Raw genomic sequence first — 21,653 nt, 5'->3', positions numbered from 1 at the left:
CTCGTGTGCAGCGCATGCCATTCAGGATGTGCTGCAGGATTTGCCAAGGTCGCCGGGGCGCTTACGCATCCCGGCGACACGCGCATTGATAGGAAAGGAAAAGTTCCGATGCTCCGTCTGTTATGCACGGCTGCCTGTGCAACCGCCCTTGTGTCCCAGCTCCCTGCCTCCGCCGTGGCCAAGGAGTTCTCTTGGGCCGTGACCACCGATCCGCAGACCATGGATCCCCATGCGGTGAATTCCTCGCCCGTTCTGGGCTTTTTGAACAACGTCTACGAAGGTCTTGTGCGGCGCGGCAAGGACATGAGCATCGAGCCTGCGCTGGCCACCGGCTGGGAGCCGATTGGCGAGGGCGAGGGCTGGCGGTTCTTCCTGCGCGAGGGCGTGACGTTTCAGGACGGCAGCGCCTTTGATGCGGAGGATGTGATCTTTTCCTATGAGCGGGCCTCGAGCCCTGAATCCGACACCGCAAGCTGGTTTGCGCCCGTGTCGGATGTGGTCAAGGTCGATGACTATACCGTTGATTTTCTGACGAATTCTCCAAACCCGATTTTTCCGGACAGCATCGCGAACTGGATGATCATGGACAGCGGCTGGGCCGAGGCCAATGCCGCCAGCCGCCCCGACAAGGAGAGCGGCAACTACGCGACGCTCAACGCCAATGGCACCGGCGCGTTCCGCGTGACCGCACGCGAGCCTGGCCTGCGCACCGTGCTGGAGCCCTATGAAGGCTGGTGGGGCGAGGCCGAGCACAACATCACCCGCGCCGAGATGACTCCGATCCAGAACCCGGCCACCGCCCTTGCGGCGCTGCTCTCGGGGGACGTGGACATGATCAATCCGGTGCCAATTCAGGACGTCGAGCGCCTGCAGGGCAACCCGGATGTGAATGTGGTGCAGGGCATCGAGGCCCGCGTCATCATGCTGGGCTTTGGCCATCAGGCGGAGGCGTTGAAATACTCTGCCGAGACTGAAGACAACCCCTTTGGGGACCCGCGCGTGCGCAAGGCCGTGGCCCATGCGGTCAATGTGCCTGCAATCCTGCGCACCATCATGCGTGGCAACGCCGAGCCGGTGAACCAGCTGGTGAGCAGCGCCATGCGCGGCTACTCCGAGGCGCTGCCGGGCCAGATGGCCTATGACCCGGAGGCCGCAAAGGCGCTCCTGGCAGAGGCAGGCTATCCCGACGGGTTTTCCTTTGGTCTGAAGTGCCCCAACAACCGCTACCTCAATGATGAGGCGGTCTGTCAGGCTGTGACGGCCATGCTGGCGCAGGTGGGGCTCAAGGCGACTTTGGATGCGATGCCGGTGCAGAACTACTGGCCGGAACTGCGGGCCGGGAACTTTGACATGTATCTTCTGGGCTGGTCGCCCGGCACCTTTGATGCGGAGCATCCAATCCGCTTCCTGGCGGCGACCCCGAACACGGAGAAGAAGCTCGGTTCCTGGAACTTTGGCGGCTATTCCAACGCGCGCGTGGACGCGCTGTTGCCTAAGATCCAGTCCGAGATCGACGATTCGACCCGGCAGGGGATGCTTGATGAGGTGGCGCAGGTCTTGCAGGACGAGACCGCCTATGTACCGCTCTACGTGCAACCGCTGGTCTGGGGGACCCGCAGCAACGTCACTTTGACCCAACGGCCAGATAACTTCTTTATCCTGCGCTGGGTCTCCGTTAAATAACGCCGCTCATCAAGGCAGACGGGGGCTTCGGCCCCCTTCATCCACCCACAGGAGAGCAAGGATATGCTCGCTTATATCATCCGGCGCGTGGCCCAATCCGCGCTGGTTCTTCTTATCGTAGGACTCGTGGCCTTTGCCATGTTCCGCTTTGTCGGCGACCCGATCGACAACATGCTGGGCCAGGAGCGCACCGCCGAAGACATCGAGCGTCTGCGCGCACAACTTGGCCTCGACCAGCCCTTTGTGGTGCAATACTACCGGTTCCTCGAGAACGCCGTGCAAGGCAATTTCGGGGTCAGCTACCGGCAGGGGCGGCCCGTCATCGACATCCTGATGGAACGTGCGCCCGCAACACTGGAGCTGGCGGCGGTCTCGGGCATTCTGGCGATCATATTCGGCATTGCGCTCGGGGTCTTCACGGCCATCAAACGCAACGGGATCGCGGCCAATCTCATCATGTCAGGCTCGCTCATAGGGGTGTCGTTGCCGACGTTCCTGATCGGGATTTTGCTGATCTATCTGTTCTCCGTCGAACTCGGCTGGCTGCCGAGTTTCGGGCGCGGCGATGTCGTCGATCTGGGCGGTTGGAGTACCGGGTTCCTTACGGTGAGCGGTCTCAAGGCGCTGATCTTGCCGTCGATCACACTCGGGCTCTATCAGATGACGCTGATCATGCGGCTGGTGCGCTCCGAGATGCTCGAAGTGCTGAGGCAGGATTATATCCGCTTTGCCCGCGCCCGTGGCCTGCGCGACCGGGCGGTGCATTTCCGCCATGCGCTCAAGAACACCATGGTACCCGTGATCACCGTGATCGGCCTGCAAGTGGGCGCGATCATCGCCTTTGCGATCATCACCGAGACGGTGTTCCAGTGGCCAGGCGTGGGCCTGTTGTTCATCAACGCGATCCAGTTCGTCGATATTCCCGTCATGGCGGCGTATCTTATGCTGATCTCGGTGATGTTTGTCGGCATCAACCTTATCGTCGATATCCTCTATTTCTTTATCGATCCGCGTCTGCGCGTTGATCGCAAGGGAGGTCACTAATGTCTGAGACATCTACCCCCGCCCAGAAATCGCGCCTGCGCACTGCGCTTGAAAGCGATCTCTTTTATACGTTCAAGCGCTCGCCCGTGGCCGTTGTGTCGACCATCGTGGTTCTGGTTCTGGTCCTCTCGGCGGTGTTTGCGCCGCTGATCGCGCCCACGAACCCGTTTGATCCGGCCTCGCTCAACCTGATGAACGGCTTTACCGCGCCGATGTCGCCCAATGATTTCACCGGCGAAGTGTTCCTGATGGGCACCGACGATCAGGGTCGCGATGTATTCTCGACCATTCTCTATGGCATGCGGATTTCACTCTTTGTGGGTGTGGCTGCGGTGCTCTTTGCCATGGTTCTGGGGATCACGCTGGGTCTGTTGTCCGGCTACCTCGGGGGTTGGGTCGAGACGGTGATCATGCGCATTGCCGATGTGCAGCTGACGTTCCCGTCGATCCTCGTGGCGATGCTGATCTTTGGTGTCGCCAAGGGCATCACCCCGGTGGAATACCGCGATCAGATGGCGATCTGGGTGCTGATCCTTGCGATTGGCCTGTCGGATTGGGTGCAGTTTGCCCGTGTGGTGCGTGGCGCGACCCTTGTTGAGAAAAACAAGGAATACGTCGAGGCCGCGCGGCTGATCGGTCGGCGCTCCGGCGCGATCATGCTGAGGCACATCCTGCCGAACGTGTTGTCGCCGGTCTTGGTCATCGCGACGATCTCGCTGGCGCTGGCGATCATTGCCGAAGCGACACTGTCGTTCCTCGGGGTGGGCGCGCCGCCGACCCAGCCGTCTCTTGGTACACTCATTCGCATCGGGCAGGGCTTCCTGTTCTCTGGCGAATGGTGGATTCTTCTCTTCCCTGCGATCACGCTGTTGGGACTGGCGCTCAGCGTCAACCTGCTGGGCGACTGGCTGCGTGACGCTCTGAACCCGAGGCTTCGCTAATGGCTGACCCTGTTCTGTCCATCCGCAACCTTTGTGTGGAAATCCCGACCCGCCACGGCATCCTGAAACCGGTCGATGGCGTCTCTTATGACATTGCCAAGGGCGAAATCCTTGGCATCGTTGGCGAAAGTGGCGCCGGCAAGTCGATGGCGGGCAATGCCGTCATTGGTCTCCTGAACCCGCCGGCGCATGTGTCTTCCGGTGAGATCTGGCTCAACGGCAAACGTATCGACACCCTGAAAGGGGACGCGCTGCGCCGCCTGCGGGGCAAGGAAATCGGTATGGTCTTTCAGGACCCACTGACCTCCATCAATCCGCTGTTGCGGATCGGGGATCAACTGGTGGAGACCATGCTGACCCACCTGCCGATCAGCAAATCCGAGGCCGAAAAACGCGCCGTGGCCGCCCTAGAAGAAGTGGGCATTCCCGGTGCTGCGAAACGTGTGAACAGCTACCCGCACGAGTTTTCCGGCGGTATGCGCCAGCGGGTGGTGATCGCCTTGGCGCTTTGTGCGGAGCCTTCGCTGGTCATCGCGGATGAGCCGACAACGGCGCTGGATGTGTCTGTGCAGGCACAGATCATCGCGTTGCTGAAACGGCTCTGTCGTGAGCGCGGCACGGCTGTCATGCTGATCACGCACGACATGGGCGTGATTGCCGAAGCAGCAGATCGTGTGGCGGTGATGTATGCCGGGCGCCTCGCAGAGCTCGGCCCGGTGCGCGATGTGATCACCGCGCCTGAGCACCCCTATACGCATGGGCTGATGGCCTCGACACCACTCGCGTCGCGTGGCCAGAAACGTCTGCACCAGATCCCCGGCGCAATGCCGCGTCTGGATGCGGTGCCGGATGGTTGCGCCTTCAACCCACGCTGCCCGCATGCGGCCGACAAATGCCGCGCGGCCCCCGCACCCAAGGTCGACGGAGGTTCCGCCGCGTGCTGGTTCCCACTTCAACATGAGGAGGCCTCCTGATGGCGCTTGTTTCTGTCAAGAACCTGAGCCGTGTGTTTGATGTCTCAAAGCCCTGGCTCAACCGGGTGATCGAGCGTGAACCCAAGGCCTTTTTGACTGCGGTCTCGGATGTAGATTTCGAGGTCGAACCTCAGACCACCTATGCCTTGGTGGGGGAATCCGGGTCCGGGAAATCCACCATCGGCCGCATGTTGGTGGGCTTGCTCAATCCGTCTGACGGCAATGTGGAGATCGAGGGCGTTGATCTCGCCAATGAGAAAGACGCCGCCAAGGTCGATGCGATCCGCTCTGACATCCAGATGATCTTTCAGGACCCCTATGCCTCGCTCAATCCGCGTTGGCGGGTGCGTGATATCATCGTTGAACCGGTGGCGGCGCGTGGGGGCAAGACCGAAGGCCTTGCCGAGAAGCTCCTGGAGCAGGTGGGGCTTTCGGTCAAAGACGCAGGCAAATTCCCGCATGAGTTTTCTGGCGGACAGCGACAGCGGATCTGTATCGCCCGTGCGCTCGCGTCCGAGCCGCGCCTCATTGTCTGTGACGAGCCCACCTCGGCGCTGGATGTGTCGGTGCAGTCTCAGGTCTTGAACCTGATGAGCGACCTCAAGGACAACTTTGGCCTCACGTATGTGCTGATCACGCACGACCTGACGGTGGTGCAGCATATGGCGGACCGGATCGGGGTTCTCTATCTTGGCCGATTGGTCGAAGAGGGCGCCCCCGATGAGCTCTTTGAGCGCCCCAAGCACCCCTACACGCAGATGCTGCTTGAAGCTGCGCCGCGGATGGACGGGTTCGGACGCGAAGTGACACCGCCCGAAGGCGAGATCCCTGATCCGATCAACCCGCCTTCGGGGTGCGCCTTCCATCCGCGCTGTCCGCTGGCGACGGATATCTGCAAACAGCAGCGCCCCGAGATGCGCAGGCTTGGCACCACCCGTGTCGCTTGCCACATGGCGGAAGGCTAACAATAGAACGGCTGGGTCGAGTGACCCTGCCGTTTTTTATTGCGGCGTTTGGTGGCGCCCCATGAATTCGGCGATCTCTTCCTCTGTGGGAGGCTGGCCCGAGAACATCTCCACATAATGCGGCACGCGGTTGAGGCGCTGCAGGGGATCTTCTTCGACCTCCATCGAGATATAGCCCACCTGTGTGTAAATCGTGGTGAGACTTCGGACATCGGCCTGCTCTTTGCTGTAGCCATAGCGCAGGAACATGTCGCGCACGGATTTTATGCGGGCGTTGTCGGCGCTTTCCAGCCGCGCGGCGAGTCTGGTGTCATTGCGCGCCCAGTTGCGGATAGCCAGATCCAGGCGGGCATCAAAAAGCGCAGGGTTGAGCCAGCAATCCATCAGGTTGAACAGCGCTGCGCCGATGCTCTGGGCCGGGGCCTCGCAGCGGGCCTGGATCTGGCCGGTGTTGCGCGCTTCCCAAGTGTCGATCATTGCCTCGTGCAATGCGCCGATATCCTTGAAATACCAGTAAAACCCGGTGCGGGTTTGATCCACGGCGCGGGCCAGCGGCATGATTTTCACCGCGTCGATCCCACTTGAGACCAAAAGATCAAGCGCGGCATCGAGCCAGAGGTCGCGCGAGCCGCGCGGGCGAGGGGAGGTGGGTTTGGACATGTGGGCACTCTAAAATAATTGACACTAGTGTCAATCGGGGTGCAGGCTGACTTTACACTTGTGTCAAGTCACCTGATTCCATGAGGCAGCGCCATGTCACACGACCCGCTCTTGCAGCCCTTTCAACTCAAGCATCTGACCCTTCGCAACCGGATCATGACCACCAGTCATGAACCGGCCTACCCTGAGGACGGCATGCCCAAGGCGCGTTACCGCGCCTATCATGCGGAGCGGGCCAAGGCCGGAGTGGCGCTGGCGATGACGGCGGGGTCTGCGGCGGTCTCAAAGGACAGCCCACCGGTGTTCAACAATATCCTCGCCTACAAGGACGAGGTGGTGCCGTGGATCCGTGATCTTACTGAGGGCTGTCATGAACACGGCTGCGCGGTAATGATCCAGCTGACGCATCTGGGACGGCGGACAACATGGAACAAGGGCGACTGGCTGCCGTCAGTGTCTTCGTCGCGGCATCGCGAGCCGGCGCACCGCGCCTTTCCCAAACTGGTCGAAGATTGGGACATCGAGCGCATCATCACCGATTTTGCCGATGCCGCAGAACGCATGAAAGCCGGAGGCATGGATGGGATCGAACTGCAGGCCTATGGACATCTGATTGACCAGTTCTGGTCGCCGCTGACCAATGATCTGAACGGCCCCTATGGGGCGGACACGCTTGAGAATCGTTTGCGATTTCCGATGGATGTGCTTCAGGCCATTCGAAAAAGGGTGGGGCCGGACTTTATTGTCGGGATGCGCTTCACCGCCGACGAGGTGCAAAAAGGTGGCATCACCGAAGAAGAAGGGCTGGAAATCACCCGTATCCTGAGCGCGACGGGGCAGGTGGACTTTCTCAATGTGATCCGGGGGCGCATTCATACCGATCCGGCGATGACGGATGTGATCCCGGTGCAGGGCATGCGATCCGCACCGCATCTGGATTTTGCGGGCCGTGTCAAACATGAAACCGATCTGCCTGTATTCCATGCGGCGCGGATCCCCGATGTCGCCACCGCGCGCCATGCGGTGCAGGCAGGGCTTTTGGATATGGTGGGCATGACGCGGGCCCACATGGCCGACCCGCATGTGGTGCAAAAACTCAAAGAGGGGCGCGAAGAGGACATCCGGCCCTGCGTGGGCGCGACCTACTGCCTGGATCGGATCTATCAGGCGGGCGATGCGCTCTGCATTCACAATGCGGCCACCGGGCGTGAACTGACGATGCCGCATGAGATCGCCCCGGCCGAAAAGCAACGGAAAGTAGCGATTGTGGGCGCTGGTCCGGCCGGGCTGGAGGCCGCGCGGGTGGCGGCAGAGCGTGGCCACAGGGTTGTGGTCTTTGAGGCGCAGCCCGACCCCGGAGGCCAGATCCGTCTCACCGCACAATCCCCCCGGCGTCGCGAGATGATTTCGATCGTAGATTGGCGCATGGCGCAATGCGCGGCGCGGGATGTGCAGTTTCACTTTAATACATGGGCCGAAGAAGAGGATGTTCTGGCGCAAAACCCCGATCTGGTCATCATCGCCACCGGCGGGCTTCCAAATCTGGAGCTGTTCGAGACCGGACAGGAGGCCGCGCATGTGGTCTCGGCCTGGGATCTGATCGCGGGGGATGTAAAGCCGGCGGGCCGGGTGCTTATCTACGACGAAAGCGGCGATCATCCCGGACTTCAGGCAGCTGAAATCGCCGCCGAAGCAGGCGCAGAAGTCGAGGTAATGACCCCGGATCGGACCTTTGCGCCCGAAATCATGGCGATGAACCTCGTGCCCTACATGCGCGCACTGCAGGAAAAGGACGTCACCTTTACCGTGACCCGTCGCCTCCTTGGGGTGGCGCGACAGGGCAATGAATTGGTGGCGACGATTGGCACCGACTACAGCAATTTCACCACGCAGAAGTCATATGATCAGGTCGTGCTAAACTATGGCGCCCTTCCCAATGATGACCTGTATCAGGCGTTGCGACCGGCCAGCATCAACCACGGCGAGGTCGATCATGATGCGCTGATCTGCGGTCAGCCGCAGGCGATCACGCGCAACCCGCGAGGCGCGTTTCAGCTGTTTCGCATCGGCGATGCGGTCTCGGCCCGCAACACCCATGCTGCGATCTATGACGCGCTGCGGCTGATGAAGGATCTTTGATCTCTGGGGGGTGCTCAGCTTACCTTGGCATCGGGCTTGCGCCCGTAATGTGTCTCGAGCCAGCTGGTGACGGCGTCGCGCGCCATCGGGCGCGCGATGCCGTAGCCCTGGAAACGGCTGCAGCCCAGCGAGATCAGCTTGGCGATTTCTGCCTCGGTCTCAACACCTTCGGCAAGGCACTCGATGTTGAGATTTCGGCAGAGGTCGATCATGGTGCGCAGGATGACCTCCTGTTCGGCGTCCTGATCGACCCCGGCCACAAAATCCTTGTCGAGTTTGATGCCATCGACCTTGAACCGTCGCAGGTTCGAGATCGAGGCATGCCCAGTGCCAAAATCATCAAGTTCGATCTTGTAGCCACGGTCCTGCAACTTGGCGATTGTGTTGAGGGCAGGGTCCACTCCATCGCTGAAGAGCACGCTCTCGAGGACTTCGATGGCGATATCCTTCGGCTGCAGGTTGGCCGCGAACAAGGCATCATCCAGGTACTCCACCAGCCCCCCATCGCGCAGCTGCTTGGCGGAGAAATTCACGCTGACGCTGGGCGCAGGCAGGCCAAGGGCGCGCCATTCGAGCAAGGCGGAAATCGCGTCGGATACGATGCGCTCGGTCAGCCGGTCGCCCAGCCCGTGTTCAAAGGCCAAGGTGATAAAGACGCCCGGATCGAGCATGCCGCGCTTGGGGTGATGCCAGCGCGCAAGCGCCTCAAAGCCGAGCACCTCGTTGGTGATCCCATCCACCTGAGGCTGGAAAAAGGCGGTGATTTCGCCATTGTCCAGGCCAATGCGCAGATCGCGCAGGAGCGCCATATTGCCCTCAAAGCGCGCGCGGGTGGCATCATTGTAAAAGGACACGCGGCCGCGGCCCTCACTCTTGGCGATATAGAGTGCAATATCGGCGTTGGAGAGGATGCGCGCCGGATCGGTCTCTCCGGCTGCCAGATAAGCGATGCCGATGCTTGCGCCGACATTTACAAACTCGCCTTCGATTTCGACAGGTTTTGAAATTTCCTCGATGACCCGTTTGGCAATCGCTTTGGTTTTCGAGTCAGTACCATGGCCGCGCAGGACAATAACAAATTCGTCTCCTCCGACGCGGGCCGTCATATCGTCTGGCCCAATCTGGCGCTGCATGGCCTCGGCCGCATGCAGCAGGATCTGGTCGCCCGCTGCGTGGCCCATCAGGTCATTGATCTGCTTGAACCGGTCGAGATCGACATGCAGCACGGCGTGGCGCGCGTTTGAATCACGCGCCTGCTCCACAGAGCGTTCGAGATAGTCCTGTAGGGCACGTCGGTTGGGAAGATCGGTCAACTGATCGTGCAGCGCCAGATGCTCGATGTGGGTTTTGGCCTCACTGAGATCGCGCAAGGTCGATGAGAAATCCGCCACCCCGCGCGCAATCTTGCCCACTTCGTCGCGGCGCTGCAGGTCGCTCAGTGGGGTGTCGAAATCGCCCGCACGAATGCGCTCCATTGCGGCCGCGAGTTGGGTCAGAGACCGCACCAGTTGACCACCAAAGCCGATGAATGCAGACCCCGCCACAAGAAAGATCCCGATCATGGTGACAAGAACAATCACCACCTGTTTTGCATAGCGGCGCCGTGCGTCCTGATTGACCTGCTCCGCACTCAGACGCACCTCCTGCTCCAGCGCCACCAGCGCCAGTTCCAATCGCCTTGCCAGAGTGTCCAGCCGGTTGCGCGAGGGAATATGGGTGTCGTAGATCAACCCGAGGGCAATCGAGGCTTCTGTGTTCCAGGATTTGAACTGTTCTTCGACCTGCGCCACCATCCGTTTCTGGGCCTCGGACCCTGGCGCTGCGCGCAGGTCGTTCCAGACGTTCTGGAACGCATCGACATACCGCTGATGATTGCGCCTGATCCGGTCGGGCGGGGCGATGGTGTTGAATTCCAGAAACTCGCTGAGGCGACTCTCGATCTCCGCTCGGATCCGTTGTGCACGCTCTGTGGCCTGCAGGGTGCGCACCGCCGCGGAGTCCGCGTCCTGGATCAGGTCTTGTGTCTTGATCGCCGCACGCGCCACCCAGATAGCGCCGACGATGCCGATCACGATCAGCAGGATGATAGGGCCAAGGATTCTGCGTTTGATCGACATCGCTTCTGTCCTTTAGTCCACAGGCAGGGCCGGAGCCGAAACATGGGGCGCATAGGCCGTCAGGGTTTCAAGGAATGCAATGAGGTCGTTCACATCGCGGTCACTCATCTCGGTGAGCGGTTCGATGTCGCTCGCGGTTGTATTCGGCGCGCCGCCGCGTCGGTAATGCTCCACCACCGCGCGCAGAGAATTGAGGCTGCCATTGTGCATATACGGCGCGCGCAGCGCGATGTTGCGCAGCCCCGGCGTCTTGAAGCGGTACCGCATCGTCGGGTCCAGCACGCCGCGCCCGATGTCGTCGTCTCCGAGGCTGACATTGTGAAAGTCATGATCGGTGAAGGCCCATCCCTGATGGCAGCTCACACATTGGCCGCGCCCGGTAAAGACGTCAAAGCCACGCTGCGCGGAAGAAGAAATTGCGTCCTCGTCACCCTCGACCCAGTCGTCAAACGGAGACCAGCCTGAGCGCAGGGTTCTCTGATAGGTCGCAAGCGCCACCAGGATTGTGTCCTCCGTCAGACCGGTGTCTGGAAAGGCGATCTCGAAATAGCGACGATAACCTGAGATATTCTCCAACCGGCGCTGAACTTGGCGCATGCTGGAGTTCATCTTGAGCGGGTGGGTGATCGGGCCGCGTATCTGTTCCTTGAGCGACGCGATGCGTCCGTCCCAATAGAAATGCTCTGATTCTGTGAGATTCTCGATTGTGGGGGTGTGGCGCGCCAGGGGCTGATTCATCGCGCCAATCGCGCGGGATGCCGGTGTTTCCCAGCCAAACGACGGATTGTGACAGGTGGCACAACTCATATTGATGGCGCCAGACAGGCGTGCATCAAAAAACAACATTTTGCCCAAAGCGGCGCGTTGAGGCGAGTAAGGTTCTGTTGTGGGAAACTCGATCCGGGTGGGTCTTTCAAACATCTTCCGAAGCTCAAAACGCGAGGCTCCGGCCAGAGCAACGGTGCAAATCAATCCAATGCAGAGAAGAGCAAGACGTCGCACGGCGCTGTTTCCGTTAGAAGTGAATAAGGAAGTGTGGCTTCGGATCAACCTGTGCGTTTGGCCTGAAGAATCCGTTTATTCGCCCCGTTTGGATGTCAGCAATTGTCTGAAAAACAACGTAAATATCAGATCCAATTTGATTTCACCCCCTCATTGTTCCTAAGCCCGCGCCCGGAGAACGCAGGCGCCGCGCGCCCGCAGAGGTATGGGCGCAGTTGAGGGTGCCCGGGTTACCCGCATGGCGAACGAGGGGTTTATTCATGGCTGGTGGAGCTTTGTGGATTTGACTCAGATTTTCGGGAGCGAGGCTTTGCAGAATTTTGCGCGATAGATGTTGCGCGCGCGACAGGGGGCAAGTTGCCGTTCTGCGCAATTTGACTCGCATTTTAGACATATACGCCGACATTTTAGCTCTTCATTAGCATCCTCGCGTCAAGAGTTGGCCTGCATCTTATTGAGTTTGTTGTGGAGGCCGAAGTGCCCCGCACGTTCAGAAAGACGAGAGAGAACACCCCATAATGGGGGAAAGGGAATATATCGGGGCCAAAGTGCTCCTTGCTCAAAGGAACTCATGCTATGTCCAGCATTTTGACAAACAATGGTGCTATGGTGGCTCTGCAGACGCTGAAAGTCGTCAACACCAATCTCACCGATACGCAAAACGCAATTTCAACCGGCAAGGAAATCGGTGTTGCCAAAGACAATGCCGCCGTCTGGGCTATCTCGAAAACAATGGAATCCGACATCGCCAGCTTTGAGGCGATCGAAGAAGGTCTCTCCATGGGCGAGGCCACTGTTGCGGTTGCCTCTGCGGGCGCAGAACAGATCGTTGAGAAGCTTGTCGAAATTAAAGAGCTGATCGTTTCGGCGCAGGCCGAGAACGTATCGCATGACAAAATTCAAACTGACATTGAATCAAAGATTGATCAGATCGAATCCATCATTGGCGCCGCTCAGTTCAATGGGGCCAACCTCTTGGCCAACACCATCGACGGGACGGCCACACAAATGGGTGTTCTGGCATCGCTGGACCGCGTTGGTGCAGGGGGCACCGTAACCGGCGTTGACATCACCATCGAGGCGCAGGGTTTTGAATCCACTCTGGATCTGGCGAACAGCCTGACAGCAATCACCGACACCGCAACCGCAGCTTCTGCGCTTGGTGAGATCGAAGACTTCCTGCAGGTTGCGATTTCGGGTGCTGCAGAACTGGGTGCGGCCGCCGCGCGTATTGATGACCAGGCAAGCTTTGTGTCCAAGCTGGTCGACTCCATGACAATGGGTGTCTCCACCATGACGGATACCGACATGGAAGAGGCCTCCGCCCGCCTGTCGGCACTGCAGACCCAGCAAGAACTGGCAGTTCAGTCGCTCGGGATCGCGAACCAGGCCCCGCAGGCGCTGCTGCAGCTGTTCAACTAATCAGCTGAACCATACCCAAGGTCACGGTACAGGGATGCGTCGCGCATCCCTGTTGCCGTTTAAAGCCCCGTCAGACGCGATGGGCCCTCGGCCCACAGGGTCTGCACAAACTGCACAACCAGTTTCGGCCGAAGGGCTGATTTTATTCTCCGCGCGGGTAGCGGGCTTGGTCTTCGACCACATTCAAATCCATATGGTTGCGCATGTAGCGTTCGGACGCTTTTTGCAGGGGTTGATAATCCCACGGGAAATAGCCGCCCTGGCGGAGCGCCTCATATACCACCCAGCGCCGCGCCTGGCTGGCGCGCACATCGGCGTCAAATCGATCCAGATCCCAGCGCTCGGCCGCAATCGCCTTGAGCGCCTGATAAGCCTCGTGGTGGGTGGGATCTTTGGCGAGATTCACCCGTTCATGTGGGTCGGCGTCCAGATCAAACAGCTGGTCCGGATCAAGCGCACAAAGATTGAGCTTGTAGCGCCCCGACCGCAAGGAGACCATCGGGGCATAAGAGGCTTCGGCTGCATATTCCATCGCCACCGGCGTGCTGCGCGTGCCACCTTGGCCAAGCGGGACCAGGCTTTCCCCAGCGGTCCAAGGCATTACCTCGGACATGCTCACACCTGCCAGATCGCAAAGCGTTGGACAGACATCGATGTTGGAGACCGGATCGCAAACCAGGCCAGGGGTCATATTGGGCGCTGAAATCATCATCGGAACGCGTGAGGACCCCTCATAAAAGCTCATCTTGAACCACAGGCCGCGCTCTCCCAGCATGTCGCCGTGATCCGAGACAAAGAGAATGATCGTATCCTTGTCCTGACGCGTTCCTTCCAGCGCTTCCATGACCTCGCCGATCTTGTCGTCGAGATAGGAGATATTGCCGAAATACGCGCGACGCGACCTGCGGATGTCTTCTTCGGTGATGTCAAAGTTGCGCCAGTCATTTGCGTCAAAGATCCGTTTCGAGTGCGGATCCTGGTTCTCATAGCCGAGATCCGCGACCTCCGGCATAAGATGCGGGCAATCCTCGTATAGATCCCAGTATTTTTTACGAGTCACATAGGGATCATGGGGGTGCGTAAAGCTGACGGTGAGGCACCACGGCCGGGCGTCCTTGCCGCGCGCCAGGTCGTAGATCTTTTGGGTCGCGTGAAAGGCGACCTCGTCATCAAACTCCATCTGGTTCGAAATCTCCGCCACCCCGGCGCCGGTGACCGACCCCATGTTGTGATACCACCAGTCGATGCGCTCGCCGGGTTTGCGATAGTCCGGGGTCCAACCGAAATCGGGTGGGTAGATATCGGTTGTCAGACGTTCTTCAAAGCCATGAAGCTGATCTGGGCCGACAAAATGCATCTTGCCCGATAGGCAGGTGTAATAGCCTGCGCGGCGCAGATGATGGGCATACGTCGGGATTGAAGAGGCGAATTCCGCCGCGTTGTCGTAGACGCCCGTGGCAGACGGCAGCTGCCCGGACATGAAACTGGCCCGACCCGGCGCACAGAGCGGGCTGGCGGTATAGCAATTGCGAAACCGGGTAGACCGCGCGGCCAGTTTCTTCATGTTTGGTGCGTGCAGCCATTCTGCGGGGCCATCCGGGAACAGGGTCCCGTTCAACTGATCGACCATAAAAATGAGGATGTTTGGCAATGTCATCGCAGGAGTCCTTGGGGTTTCGGGGCGGGCTGCGGCGTGCAGCCCATGCGCAGAAGGTGTCGATTGGCGCAGGCTAGTTTTTATTGACTCATCAGTCAATAAAAGCATTCACCCTGCTTTCCCATTGGCGAAAGAGGTGGGGCGGGCGTCTCCGTACACCGCTATAAACAGCGAGGTATAAACTTCTAGAAGTCGGTTATTCTTGGCAATTTTCTTGTCAACCTACAGTTGACAGAGTGCAGGCGGGTGCTAGGCTCTTTCTTGTAGCTGGAGGAGGGTCCGATGCTCTGCGGCAGAAAGCAGCAAGGGACAAAGCGGAGCTCGGGCGCCGACCTTTACACTTTTGCGATCTCACTGCTTCTGTCCGTGCTGCCAGTTTCGAGCGCCGCTCAATCTTCAGACGGCGTTGAGCCAGGCGTGGCCTTTCGCTCGGGATTGCGGGGGCCGGACGCGATTGAGCCCTCTCAAGTCCATCTGCCGACCTCGGTCGGCGATGCGCTGGCGCTTCCGACGTCACCCTTTGCGTATGTGCTTTATGGTCTCTCCGCCATCGCTGTGTTGGCCATCGTTTTGGCCGAAGTCCTGCGTCGGGTCAGGCGCACACGCGATACGGCGCAGGCACAACCCGTCGCCCCCAAAGCCCCTGAAACGCGCCCCAAAGGCGACAGCTTGGCGCTGTTGGACGGGGAGGCGCGCGTTATTGATGCCAATCGCCGGTTTGAATACGAGGCCGGCATGCCGCTTGCGCAGATCAGAGGCCGCCCGATCTGGTCCATTCACGCCAAGGGGTTTGGCAAGTGTTTCTGGGACGGCGCGATACAAGAGGCGCTGACCGAGGGCGCTTGGCAGGGCGAGGCGCGCACACTGAGCGACGACCTCCATCCCGAGACGGAAACCCTGTCACTGCGCGCGTTCAATGTGTCGGGGGCTGATCCCACCTACGAATTTCGCTCGCGGCGTTCCTTTCGTCCCAAATCGGACCGTGCCGGTCTGCTCGACAGTGGCCTTCGGGATGCTCTGACCGGGTTGCCGAGCCGTAGAGCGATGAAAACACAGGTGGAATTTGCAATCGTGCGCGCCAAGGCCGCAACGGCCGAGTTGGCGATCATTCTCATTGATCTCGACCGGTTTCGGGACATCAACTCGATCTTTGGCGACGACATCGGGGATCGCGTGATCGAACGGCTTGCGGATGCGGTGCGATCTGTGATGCGTCCCGGGATCACCATTGGCCGGATCGGAGGTGATGAGTTCATCTTGCTGATCGAGCAGGCCTCAAGTCCCGAGGTGGTGCTGCAGGTGGCCCATGACATTGGTGCGGCGCTGGGGGACGAGGTAGTCGTGGACGGGCTGACCTGCCGGTTGAGCGCCAGCATGGGGATCGCGCAATACCCCAAGGACGGCAGCGATCAGCGCAACCTGATGCAGGCGGCGGGCGTGTCGCTGTGTCATGCGAAGGCCAAAGGGCGCGGGCAGATCTGTTTCTATTCTGAAAATATGGAGCAGCGCTCGGAAGAAAGCCTGCAGATGGAACACGACCTGAAGCGGGCCATCTCTGATGGTGAGCTGCTGATGTTCTATCAGCCTCAGATCGACTTGCGCACAGGACAATGTATCGGCGCCGAGGCGCTCTTGCGCTGGCAACACCCCAAGAAGGGCCTCCTGTTGCCGGGAGGCTTTGTGCCTTTGGCGCTCGACACGGGCCTCACGACGGCGATCGATCAGTTTGTGACCGATGAGGTCTGTCGCCAGATCCGTGCCTGGAATACGGAGGGTTATGCGCCTGCAAAAATCTCGGTGAACATGTCTGCGATGACGCTGCTGTCTCCGGATTTTGCACGGGATTTGCGGTCGACGGCACGGCATCATCAGGTGGATCTTACTCAACTGGAGATCGAAGTGCTGGAAACCACTCTGTTTCCACGCATGCGCAGCTCTCTCAATACCGTGGATGATCTGCGTACGATGGGGGTGAAGCTGGCCATTGATGACTTTGGAACGGGGTATTCGTCGCTGGCGATGCTGAAGGATTTGCCTATCGACCGCATCAAGCTTGACCGGCGATTCATCACCTCGCTACCTGAGAACGTCAAAGACGATCGCATCGTTGCCGCTGTTGTGGCGATGGGGCGCAGCCTGGGTGTGAGCGTAATCGCCGAAGGCGTCGAGACGCGCGAGCAGCGGGACAGGTTGATCTCTTTGGGATGTGCCGAAGCACAGGGATACCTGTTCAGCCGACCCGTTCCTGCCGCGCAGTTTGCCGAGACCTGGCTCCGATACGCGCGCCCCAAACCATACGTCGGATCGGACGCCTGATGCGATACGTTACAAACGCGCATCAAAAATACGTAATTTGTTACCGCCCCCACCATTGATAGTTACAAAAGCACCTAATAGCCCTGTGCTTCGCAGAGCCGGACGACGCGCAACTCTAAGCGCCTAAAAAATAGGCAAGACATTAGAGTCTCATACGGTAATGTTGCCGTAGAGGAGCCGTAAAGGTCCCGGTCAAAGGGAGGAAACGCATGACCACTCGCAGAGCACTACTTGGTGCAGCCACCGCACTGGCATTTTCCGCAATGGGCGCAGTGCCCGCCTTCGCGCAGGAGGTGACGCTGAAGCTGCACCAGTTCCTGCCCGCACAGGCCAATGTGCCAAAGCTCATTCTGGATGTCTGGGCAGACAAGATCGAAGACGCATCGGGCGATCGTATCAAGATTGACCGCTACCCCTCGATGCAGCTGGGCGGCAAGCCGCCAGAATTGATTGATCAGGTTCAGGACGGCGTTGCCGATATCGTCTGGACCGTGGTGGGCTACACGCCGGGTCGTTTCCCATCGACCGAAGTGTTTGAGCTGCCCTTTATGATGACCAATGCACGTGCCGCAAGCCACGCCTATTGGGACATGATGGAAGATCATTGGCTGGACACCGAATTCAAGGACTTCAAGATCCTTGCAGGGTGGGTGCATGGTCCGGGCATCTTCCACACCTCTGATCCGGTCGAAGTACCAAAGGATCTTGAGGGCATGAAAATTCGCGGTGGTGGGCGCTCTGTAAACGCCTTGCTGACCGAGCTGGGCGCAACACCTGTCGGCATGCCTGTGCCGTCCATTCCCGAAGCGCTCTCGAAGGGCGTGATTGATGGGACCACCATCCCATGGGAGGTGACCACCGCCCTGAAAGTGCCGGAACTTGTTGAAAACCATACCGAATTCTCGGGCCGCGCGCTGTACACGCTGACCTTTGTTCTGGCGATGAACAAGGAAAAATACGACAGCCTGCCTGATGACCTGAAGAAGGTGATCGACGACAACTCCGGTGTCGAGATGTCTGTCTTTGCAGGCGGCACGATGGCAGATTCGGACATGCCCGCGCGTGAAAACGCGCTGGATCTCGGCAACAATGTGATCACGCTCGACGCGGATCAGACGGCCGTGTGGCGCGAGCGCTCTCAGCCGATCTACGACAAGTGGCTCGCCGATATGTCGGAGCGCGGCATCGACGGTCAGGCGCTTCTGGATGAGGCGACCATGCTGATCGACAAATATACGCCGCAGTACGAAAACTGATCACCAGATCCATTGACGGGGTCCGCATCGCTTCGGCAGCGGGCCCCGTCGCATGCAACGGTGCTTTGAAAAGCCAAAGGTGGGCAAAGGCATGCATAGCTATATGATGAGGCTGGCGCGGATCATGGCCATGATCGGCGGCGCGGTCCTCACTTTCTTGATTTTCCTGACCTGTATCTCGATTGCTGGACGCCTGCTCAATGGTGTCTTCCACAGCGACATGCTCGAGGGGCTCGCACCGCAGCTTTCTGAGTGGATGGCTGCGCGGGTTGGCCCGGTGAATGGGGATTTTGAAGTGGTCGAGGCCGGTGTCGCCTTTGCGATCTTCAGTTTTATTCCCCTGTGCCAGATCACGGCGGGCCATGCGGCGGTAGATGTGTTTGCCAACAGTTTCTCGGCCCGCGTGAACCGTATCCTGCGCATGATCACAGAGATTGTGTTTGCGCTTGTGCTGGTGTTGATCGCGTGGCGCTTGGGCGCGGGCACGCTCAGCAAATTTGAAAATGGTGAAACCTCCTTCCTGCTGGAGTTTCCCATCTGGTGGGCCTACGGGCTGAGCCTGATCGCGGCCGTCGTGGCCGCTGTTGTCGGGATCTACATGGCGGTGATCCGCAGCATCGAAGCAATGACAGGCCAGATCCTGATCTGGGACGGCGTGGAGGTACAGTCGTGAGCGCGCTTGAAATCGGTATCTGGTCCTTTCCCGTCCTGATGGGGCTGATCTTTCTGAGGGTGCCTATTGGTTTGTCGATGTTCTTGGTGGGCCTTGGCGGTCTTGTGCTGGTCACGGGGGACACGATCGTCGCCTTTGGCCGTCTCAAGAATGAAACCTACTCGACCTTTTCCTCCTATTCGCTGTCGATCATCCCGATGTTCTTCCTGATGGGGCAGTTTGCAACGCTCGGAGGCATGTCGACCGCGCTGTTCAAGGCGGCGGAAGGCTTTATCGGGCATCGCAAAGGCGGTGTCGCCATGGCCGCAATCGGGGCCTGTGCGGGCTTTGGCGCAATCTGTGGATCGTCGCTGGCGACGGCAGCCACCATGGGGCGCGTGGCGCTGCCTGAGTTGAAAAACTATGGCTATGCGAGCGGGTTTTCGACCGCAACCCTGGCGGCAGGTGGCACGTTGGGCATCCTGATCCCGCCCTCGGTGGTTTTGGTGATCTATGCCATCTTGACCGAACAGAATATCGCAAAGCTCTTCTTGGCGGCCTTTATCCCCGGTCTTTTGGCGGCCATCGGTTATGTCATCGCAATCTCCGTCTATGTGCGCCTCTTTCCCGAAAGCGCGGGCACCCGTGAGCCGATCCCGTGGCGCGAGCGTTTCTCGCTCTTGTTTGCGGTCTGGCCCGTGCTCTTGGTATTTGGCCTCGTGGTGGGTGGCATCTATGCAGGCTGGTTCACCCCGACCGAAGGGGCGGCCGTGGGTGCATTGGGCACCGGGCTTATCGCGCTTGCCAATGGGGGGCTGACCCGCCAGACGCTGACCGACAGCTTCATGATCACGGCACGGTCCACCGCGATGATCTTCTTCATCGTGCTGGGAGCGGGGTTCTACAATGGCTTTCTCGCACTCACGCAGGTGCCGCAGGAACTCGCGAACTTTGTGGTAGCACAAGGCCTGAGCCCTTGGATGGTGCTTGCGCTTATCCTCGTGTTCTATCTGCTTCTCGGCTGTCTGATGGACAGTCTGTCGATGATCCTGCTGACAATCCCGATCTTCTATCCGGTGATCTCAGCGATGGACTTTGGTCTTGTGTCGCTCCCGGCGATGCAGGCGGATGCTGCGATGGAGGTTCTCCGGGCTGGGGTTCCCGATGGCATGGGGCAGGAGATGCTTGCCTCCATCAAGGATGCGATCGCCAACGGGACAGAACTGACGCGAGAGCAGATGAAGGAACTTGGCATTCGCGTGACCCAAGGCATCGCAAACCGGCTCGAGACAGAATATGTCGCGATCTGGTTTGGTATCCTCACGCTGATCGTGGTCGAAGTTGGCCTGATCACACCGCCGGTTGGCATGAACCTCTTTGTGATCAACGCGATGGATCCAAAGTCGCGCATGGTGGACACCTACAAGGCGGTTCTGTTCTTCGTGGGCTCCGACCTGATCCGTGTGGTGATCCTGGTCTTGTTCCCGGTGATCACGCTCTTGCCTTTGATGCTGCTCTACTGAGGGCAGCGCATATTAAAAAAAACGCGCGGCCCAGATGGGTCGCGCGTTTTTTTTAGAGTGTCCGGTGATCTCAGCGCCGTTTCAGCGTATCGCCATAGGTAATGGTCGGTGTGAGCGTTACATGTTTCTCGATCTCTGCGTTTGAGTCTTCGAGCTGGGCCGCAATGATTTGTGCCGCCTTCATGCCGATCTCCTGACGGCAAGCATCCATGGTCGCCAGCTGCCGCGGCAGGCCCGCCAGAAGCTCCACTCCGTTAAAGCCCGCAAGACCAATCTGCCCTGGCACGTCAATTCCCTGGTCAATCAGGTGAAGCAGCCCGCCGGCGCCAATCATGTCATTGGAATAATACAGAAAGTCGAGTTCGGGAGAGCGCTCAAGCATGGCTTGGGTCATCTCACGACCCTTGGCGAGCGCAGAGCCACCCGAATAAAATTCACGATCCTCGATCTCGACCCCTTCTTTGGCGAGCGCTTCGGTGAAGCCTTCAAATCGTTTGCGGGCACGGTGATCGAGGGGCATTTTTGTCCCCATAAACCCGATATGGCTATAGCCTGCCTTCAAGATCGCCTTGGCCATCTCGCGGCCCGCACGGCGGTGGGAGATCCCGACCATGGAATCCACCGGATTGCCGTCCGTATCCATGATCTCCACCACAGGAATGCCCGCAGCTGCGAGCATTGCGCGCGCGGGCTCGGTGTGTTCGAGACCGGCGATAATGACACCCGACGGCCGCCACGAGAGCATCTCGTAGAGAACTTTTTCTTCTTTCTCCGGTTGGTAGTCGGTGACGCCAACAACCGGCTGAAGCTCGGTATCCTCAAGCACGCGGTTGATACCGGTCAGAACCTCGGGAAAGACCATATTGGAGAGCGACGGGATGATAACCGCAACCAAATTGACCCGCTTGGAGGCCAAGGCGCCAGCGATCTTGTTGGGCACGTAGCCGAGTTCCTTTGCCGCCTCCAACACCTTTTGTCGGGTCTTTTCAGAGACATCACCGCGATTGCGGAGAACGCGGCTCACGGTCATTTCTGACACGCCGGTTGCATCTGAAACATCACGCAGCGTCAGCGGACGCTTGGAGTCGTTGGTCACGTGCTTGGCCTCTTTGCTTTGTTACAGCGAGGTTATCCAGTCCCACCGGAGGACACAATGGCTGTTGAAGCCCATGATGAGACGCTTGAGCTTGTGGGGTCTATTTGCTATCGCGAAATCCGCTGGCCCCGTGGCTCAACTGGATAGAGCAGCCCCCTCCTAAGGGGCAGGTTGCAGGTTCGAATCCTGCCGGGGTCGCCATTAAG

The 21,653-nt window shown here is 59.4% G+C and carries 16 protein-coding genes and 1 tRNA gene; 12 read left to right on the top strand and 5 right to left on the bottom strand.

Going from position 1 to position 21,653, the window contains the following annotated elements; genetic code table 11:
* Positions 1 to 108: 108 nt before the first annotated feature.
* The 5 genes from TM1040_RS01110 to TM1040_RS01090 all read left to right on the top strand — a co-directional run bounded on the left by TM1040_RS01110 (position 109) and on the right by TM1040_RS01090 (position 5,607).
* Positions 109 to 1,683 (top strand): ABC transporter substrate-binding protein, encoded by a 1,575-nt coding sequence (locus TM1040_RS01110; protein ID WP_011536763.1) that lies wholly within the window; start codon positions 109 to 111, stop codon positions 1,681 to 1,683.
* Positions 1,684 to 1,746: 63 nt separating this feature from the next.
* Positions 1,747 to 2,727 carry an ABC transporter permease gene (locus tag TM1040_RS01105; protein WP_011536762.1) on the top strand — a complete coding sequence of 327 codons (981 nt, stop codon included), beginning with the start codon at positions 1,747 to 1,749 and terminating at the stop codon, positions 2,725 to 2,727.
* Positions 2,727 to 3,668: an ABC transporter permease gene (locus TM1040_RS01100; protein WP_011536761.1), complete on the top strand. Its 942-nt coding sequence runs from the start codon at positions 2,727 to 2,729 to the stop codon at positions 3,666 to 3,668. The genes TM1040_RS01105 and TM1040_RS01100 overlap by 1 nt, the downstream gene beginning before the upstream one ends.
* Positions 3,668 to 4,642, top strand: a complete 975-nt coding sequence (locus tag TM1040_RS01095) for an ABC transporter ATP-binding protein (protein ID WP_011536760.1) — start codon at positions 3,668 to 3,670, stop codon at positions 4,640 to 4,642. The genes TM1040_RS01100 and TM1040_RS01095 overlap by 1 nt, the downstream gene beginning before the upstream one ends.
* Positions 4,642 to 5,607, top strand: a complete 966-nt coding sequence (locus TM1040_RS01090; RefSeq protein ID WP_011536759.1) for an ABC transporter ATP-binding protein — start codon at positions 4,642 to 4,644, stop codon at positions 5,605 to 5,607. The genes TM1040_RS01095 and TM1040_RS01090 overlap by 1 nt, the downstream gene beginning before the upstream one ends.
* Positions 5,608 to 5,643: 36 nt before the next feature.
* Here the strand turns inward: TM1040_RS01090 and TM1040_RS01085 are convergent, their stop codons facing one another.
* A complete protein-coding gene (locus tag TM1040_RS01085; RefSeq protein ID WP_011536758.1) occupies positions 5,644 to 6,267 on the bottom strand; it encodes a TetR/AcrR family transcriptional regulator in 624 nt (207 codons plus the stop codon).
* A gap of 93 nt (positions 6,268 to 6,360) precedes the next feature.
* On the opposite strand from TM1040_RS01085, the gene TM1040_RS01080 reads away from it, so the two are divergent.
* Positions 6,361 to 8,406, top strand: coding sequence for an NADH:flavin oxidoreductase (locus TM1040_RS01080; RefSeq protein WP_011536757.1), 2,046 nt, complete (start codon positions 6,361 to 6,363; stop codon positions 8,404 to 8,406).
* Positions 8,407 to 8,420: 14 nt separating this feature from the next.
* Here TM1040_RS01080 and TM1040_RS01075 read toward each other — a convergent pair whose 3' ends face one another.
* Positions 8,421 to 10,523 (bottom strand): putative bifunctional diguanylate cyclase/phosphodiesterase, encoded by a 2,103-nt coding sequence (locus TM1040_RS01075; protein ID WP_011536756.1) that lies wholly within the window; start codon positions 10,521 to 10,523, stop codon positions 8,421 to 8,423.
* 12 nt (positions 10,524 to 10,535) lie between these two features.
* Positions 10,536 to 11,444, bottom strand: a complete 909-nt coding sequence (locus tag TM1040_RS01070) for a cytochrome-c peroxidase (RefSeq protein ID WP_011536755.1) — start codon at positions 11,442 to 11,444, stop codon at positions 10,536 to 10,538.
* Between the two features lie 657 nt (positions 11,445 to 12,101).
* Here TM1040_RS01070 and TM1040_RS01065 point away from each other — a divergent pair.
* Positions 12,102 to 12,947, top strand: a complete 846-nt coding sequence (locus TM1040_RS01065; RefSeq protein ID WP_011536754.1) for a flagellin — start codon at positions 12,102 to 12,104, stop codon at positions 12,945 to 12,947.
* 142 nt (positions 12,948 to 13,089) lie between these two features.
* On the opposite strand, the gene betC is transcribed toward TM1040_RS01065, so the two are convergent.
* Positions 13,090 to 14,604, bottom strand: a complete 1,515-nt coding sequence (betC, locus tag TM1040_RS01060) for a choline-sulfatase (protein WP_011536753.1) — start codon at positions 14,602 to 14,604, stop codon at positions 13,090 to 13,092.
* 417 nt (positions 14,605 to 15,021) lie between these two features.
* On the opposite strand from betC, the gene TM1040_RS01055 reads away from it, so the two are divergent.
* From TM1040_RS01055 to TM1040_RS01040, 4 genes are all read left to right on the top strand, one after another.
* The gene (locus tag TM1040_RS01055; RefSeq protein ID WP_254658812.1) at positions 15,022 to 16,920 is read left to right on the top strand and encodes a putative bifunctional diguanylate cyclase/phosphodiesterase; all 1,899 of its coding nucleotides are present in this window, start codon (positions 15,022 to 15,024) and stop codon (positions 16,918 to 16,920) included.
* Positions 16,921 to 17,129: 209 nt separating this feature from the next.
* Entirely contained in the window at positions 17,130 to 18,176 is a 1,047-nt protein-coding gene (locus TM1040_RS01050) for a TRAP transporter substrate-binding protein (RefSeq protein ID WP_011536751.1), read from the top strand.
* 91 nt (positions 18,177 to 18,267) lie between these two features.
* Entirely contained in the window at positions 18,268 to 18,849 is a 582-nt protein-coding gene (locus TM1040_RS01045) for a TRAP transporter small permease (protein ID WP_044026523.1), read from the top strand.
* Entirely contained in the window at positions 18,846 to 20,351 is a 1,506-nt protein-coding gene (locus TM1040_RS01040; RefSeq protein WP_011536749.1) for a TRAP transporter large permease, read from the top strand. The genes TM1040_RS01045 and TM1040_RS01040 overlap by 4 nt, the downstream gene beginning before the upstream one ends.
* 70 nt (positions 20,352 to 20,421) lie before the next feature.
* Here TM1040_RS01040 and TM1040_RS01035 read toward each other — a convergent pair whose 3' ends face one another.
* On the bottom strand, positions 20,422 to 21,447 hold the full coding sequence (locus tag TM1040_RS01035; protein ID WP_011536748.1) for a LacI family DNA-binding transcriptional regulator: 1,026 nt from the start codon (positions 21,445 to 21,447) through the stop codon (positions 20,422 to 20,424).
* Between the two features lie 124 nt (positions 21,448 to 21,571).
* Between TM1040_RS01035 and TM1040_RS01030 the strand changes: the two genes are divergently transcribed.
* Positions 21,572 to 21,648 (top strand) — tRNA-Arg (locus TM1040_RS01030).
* Positions 21,649 to 21,653 lie beyond the last annotated feature (5 nt).

This window comes from Ruegeria sp. TM1040, assembly GCF_000014065.1.
GTDB lineage: Bacteria > Pseudomonadota > Alphaproteobacteria > Rhodobacterales > Rhodobacteraceae > Epibacterium.
The sequence above is the reverse complement of the archived record's forward strand: the minus strand, read 5'-3'. Positions and strand labels throughout refer to the sequence as shown.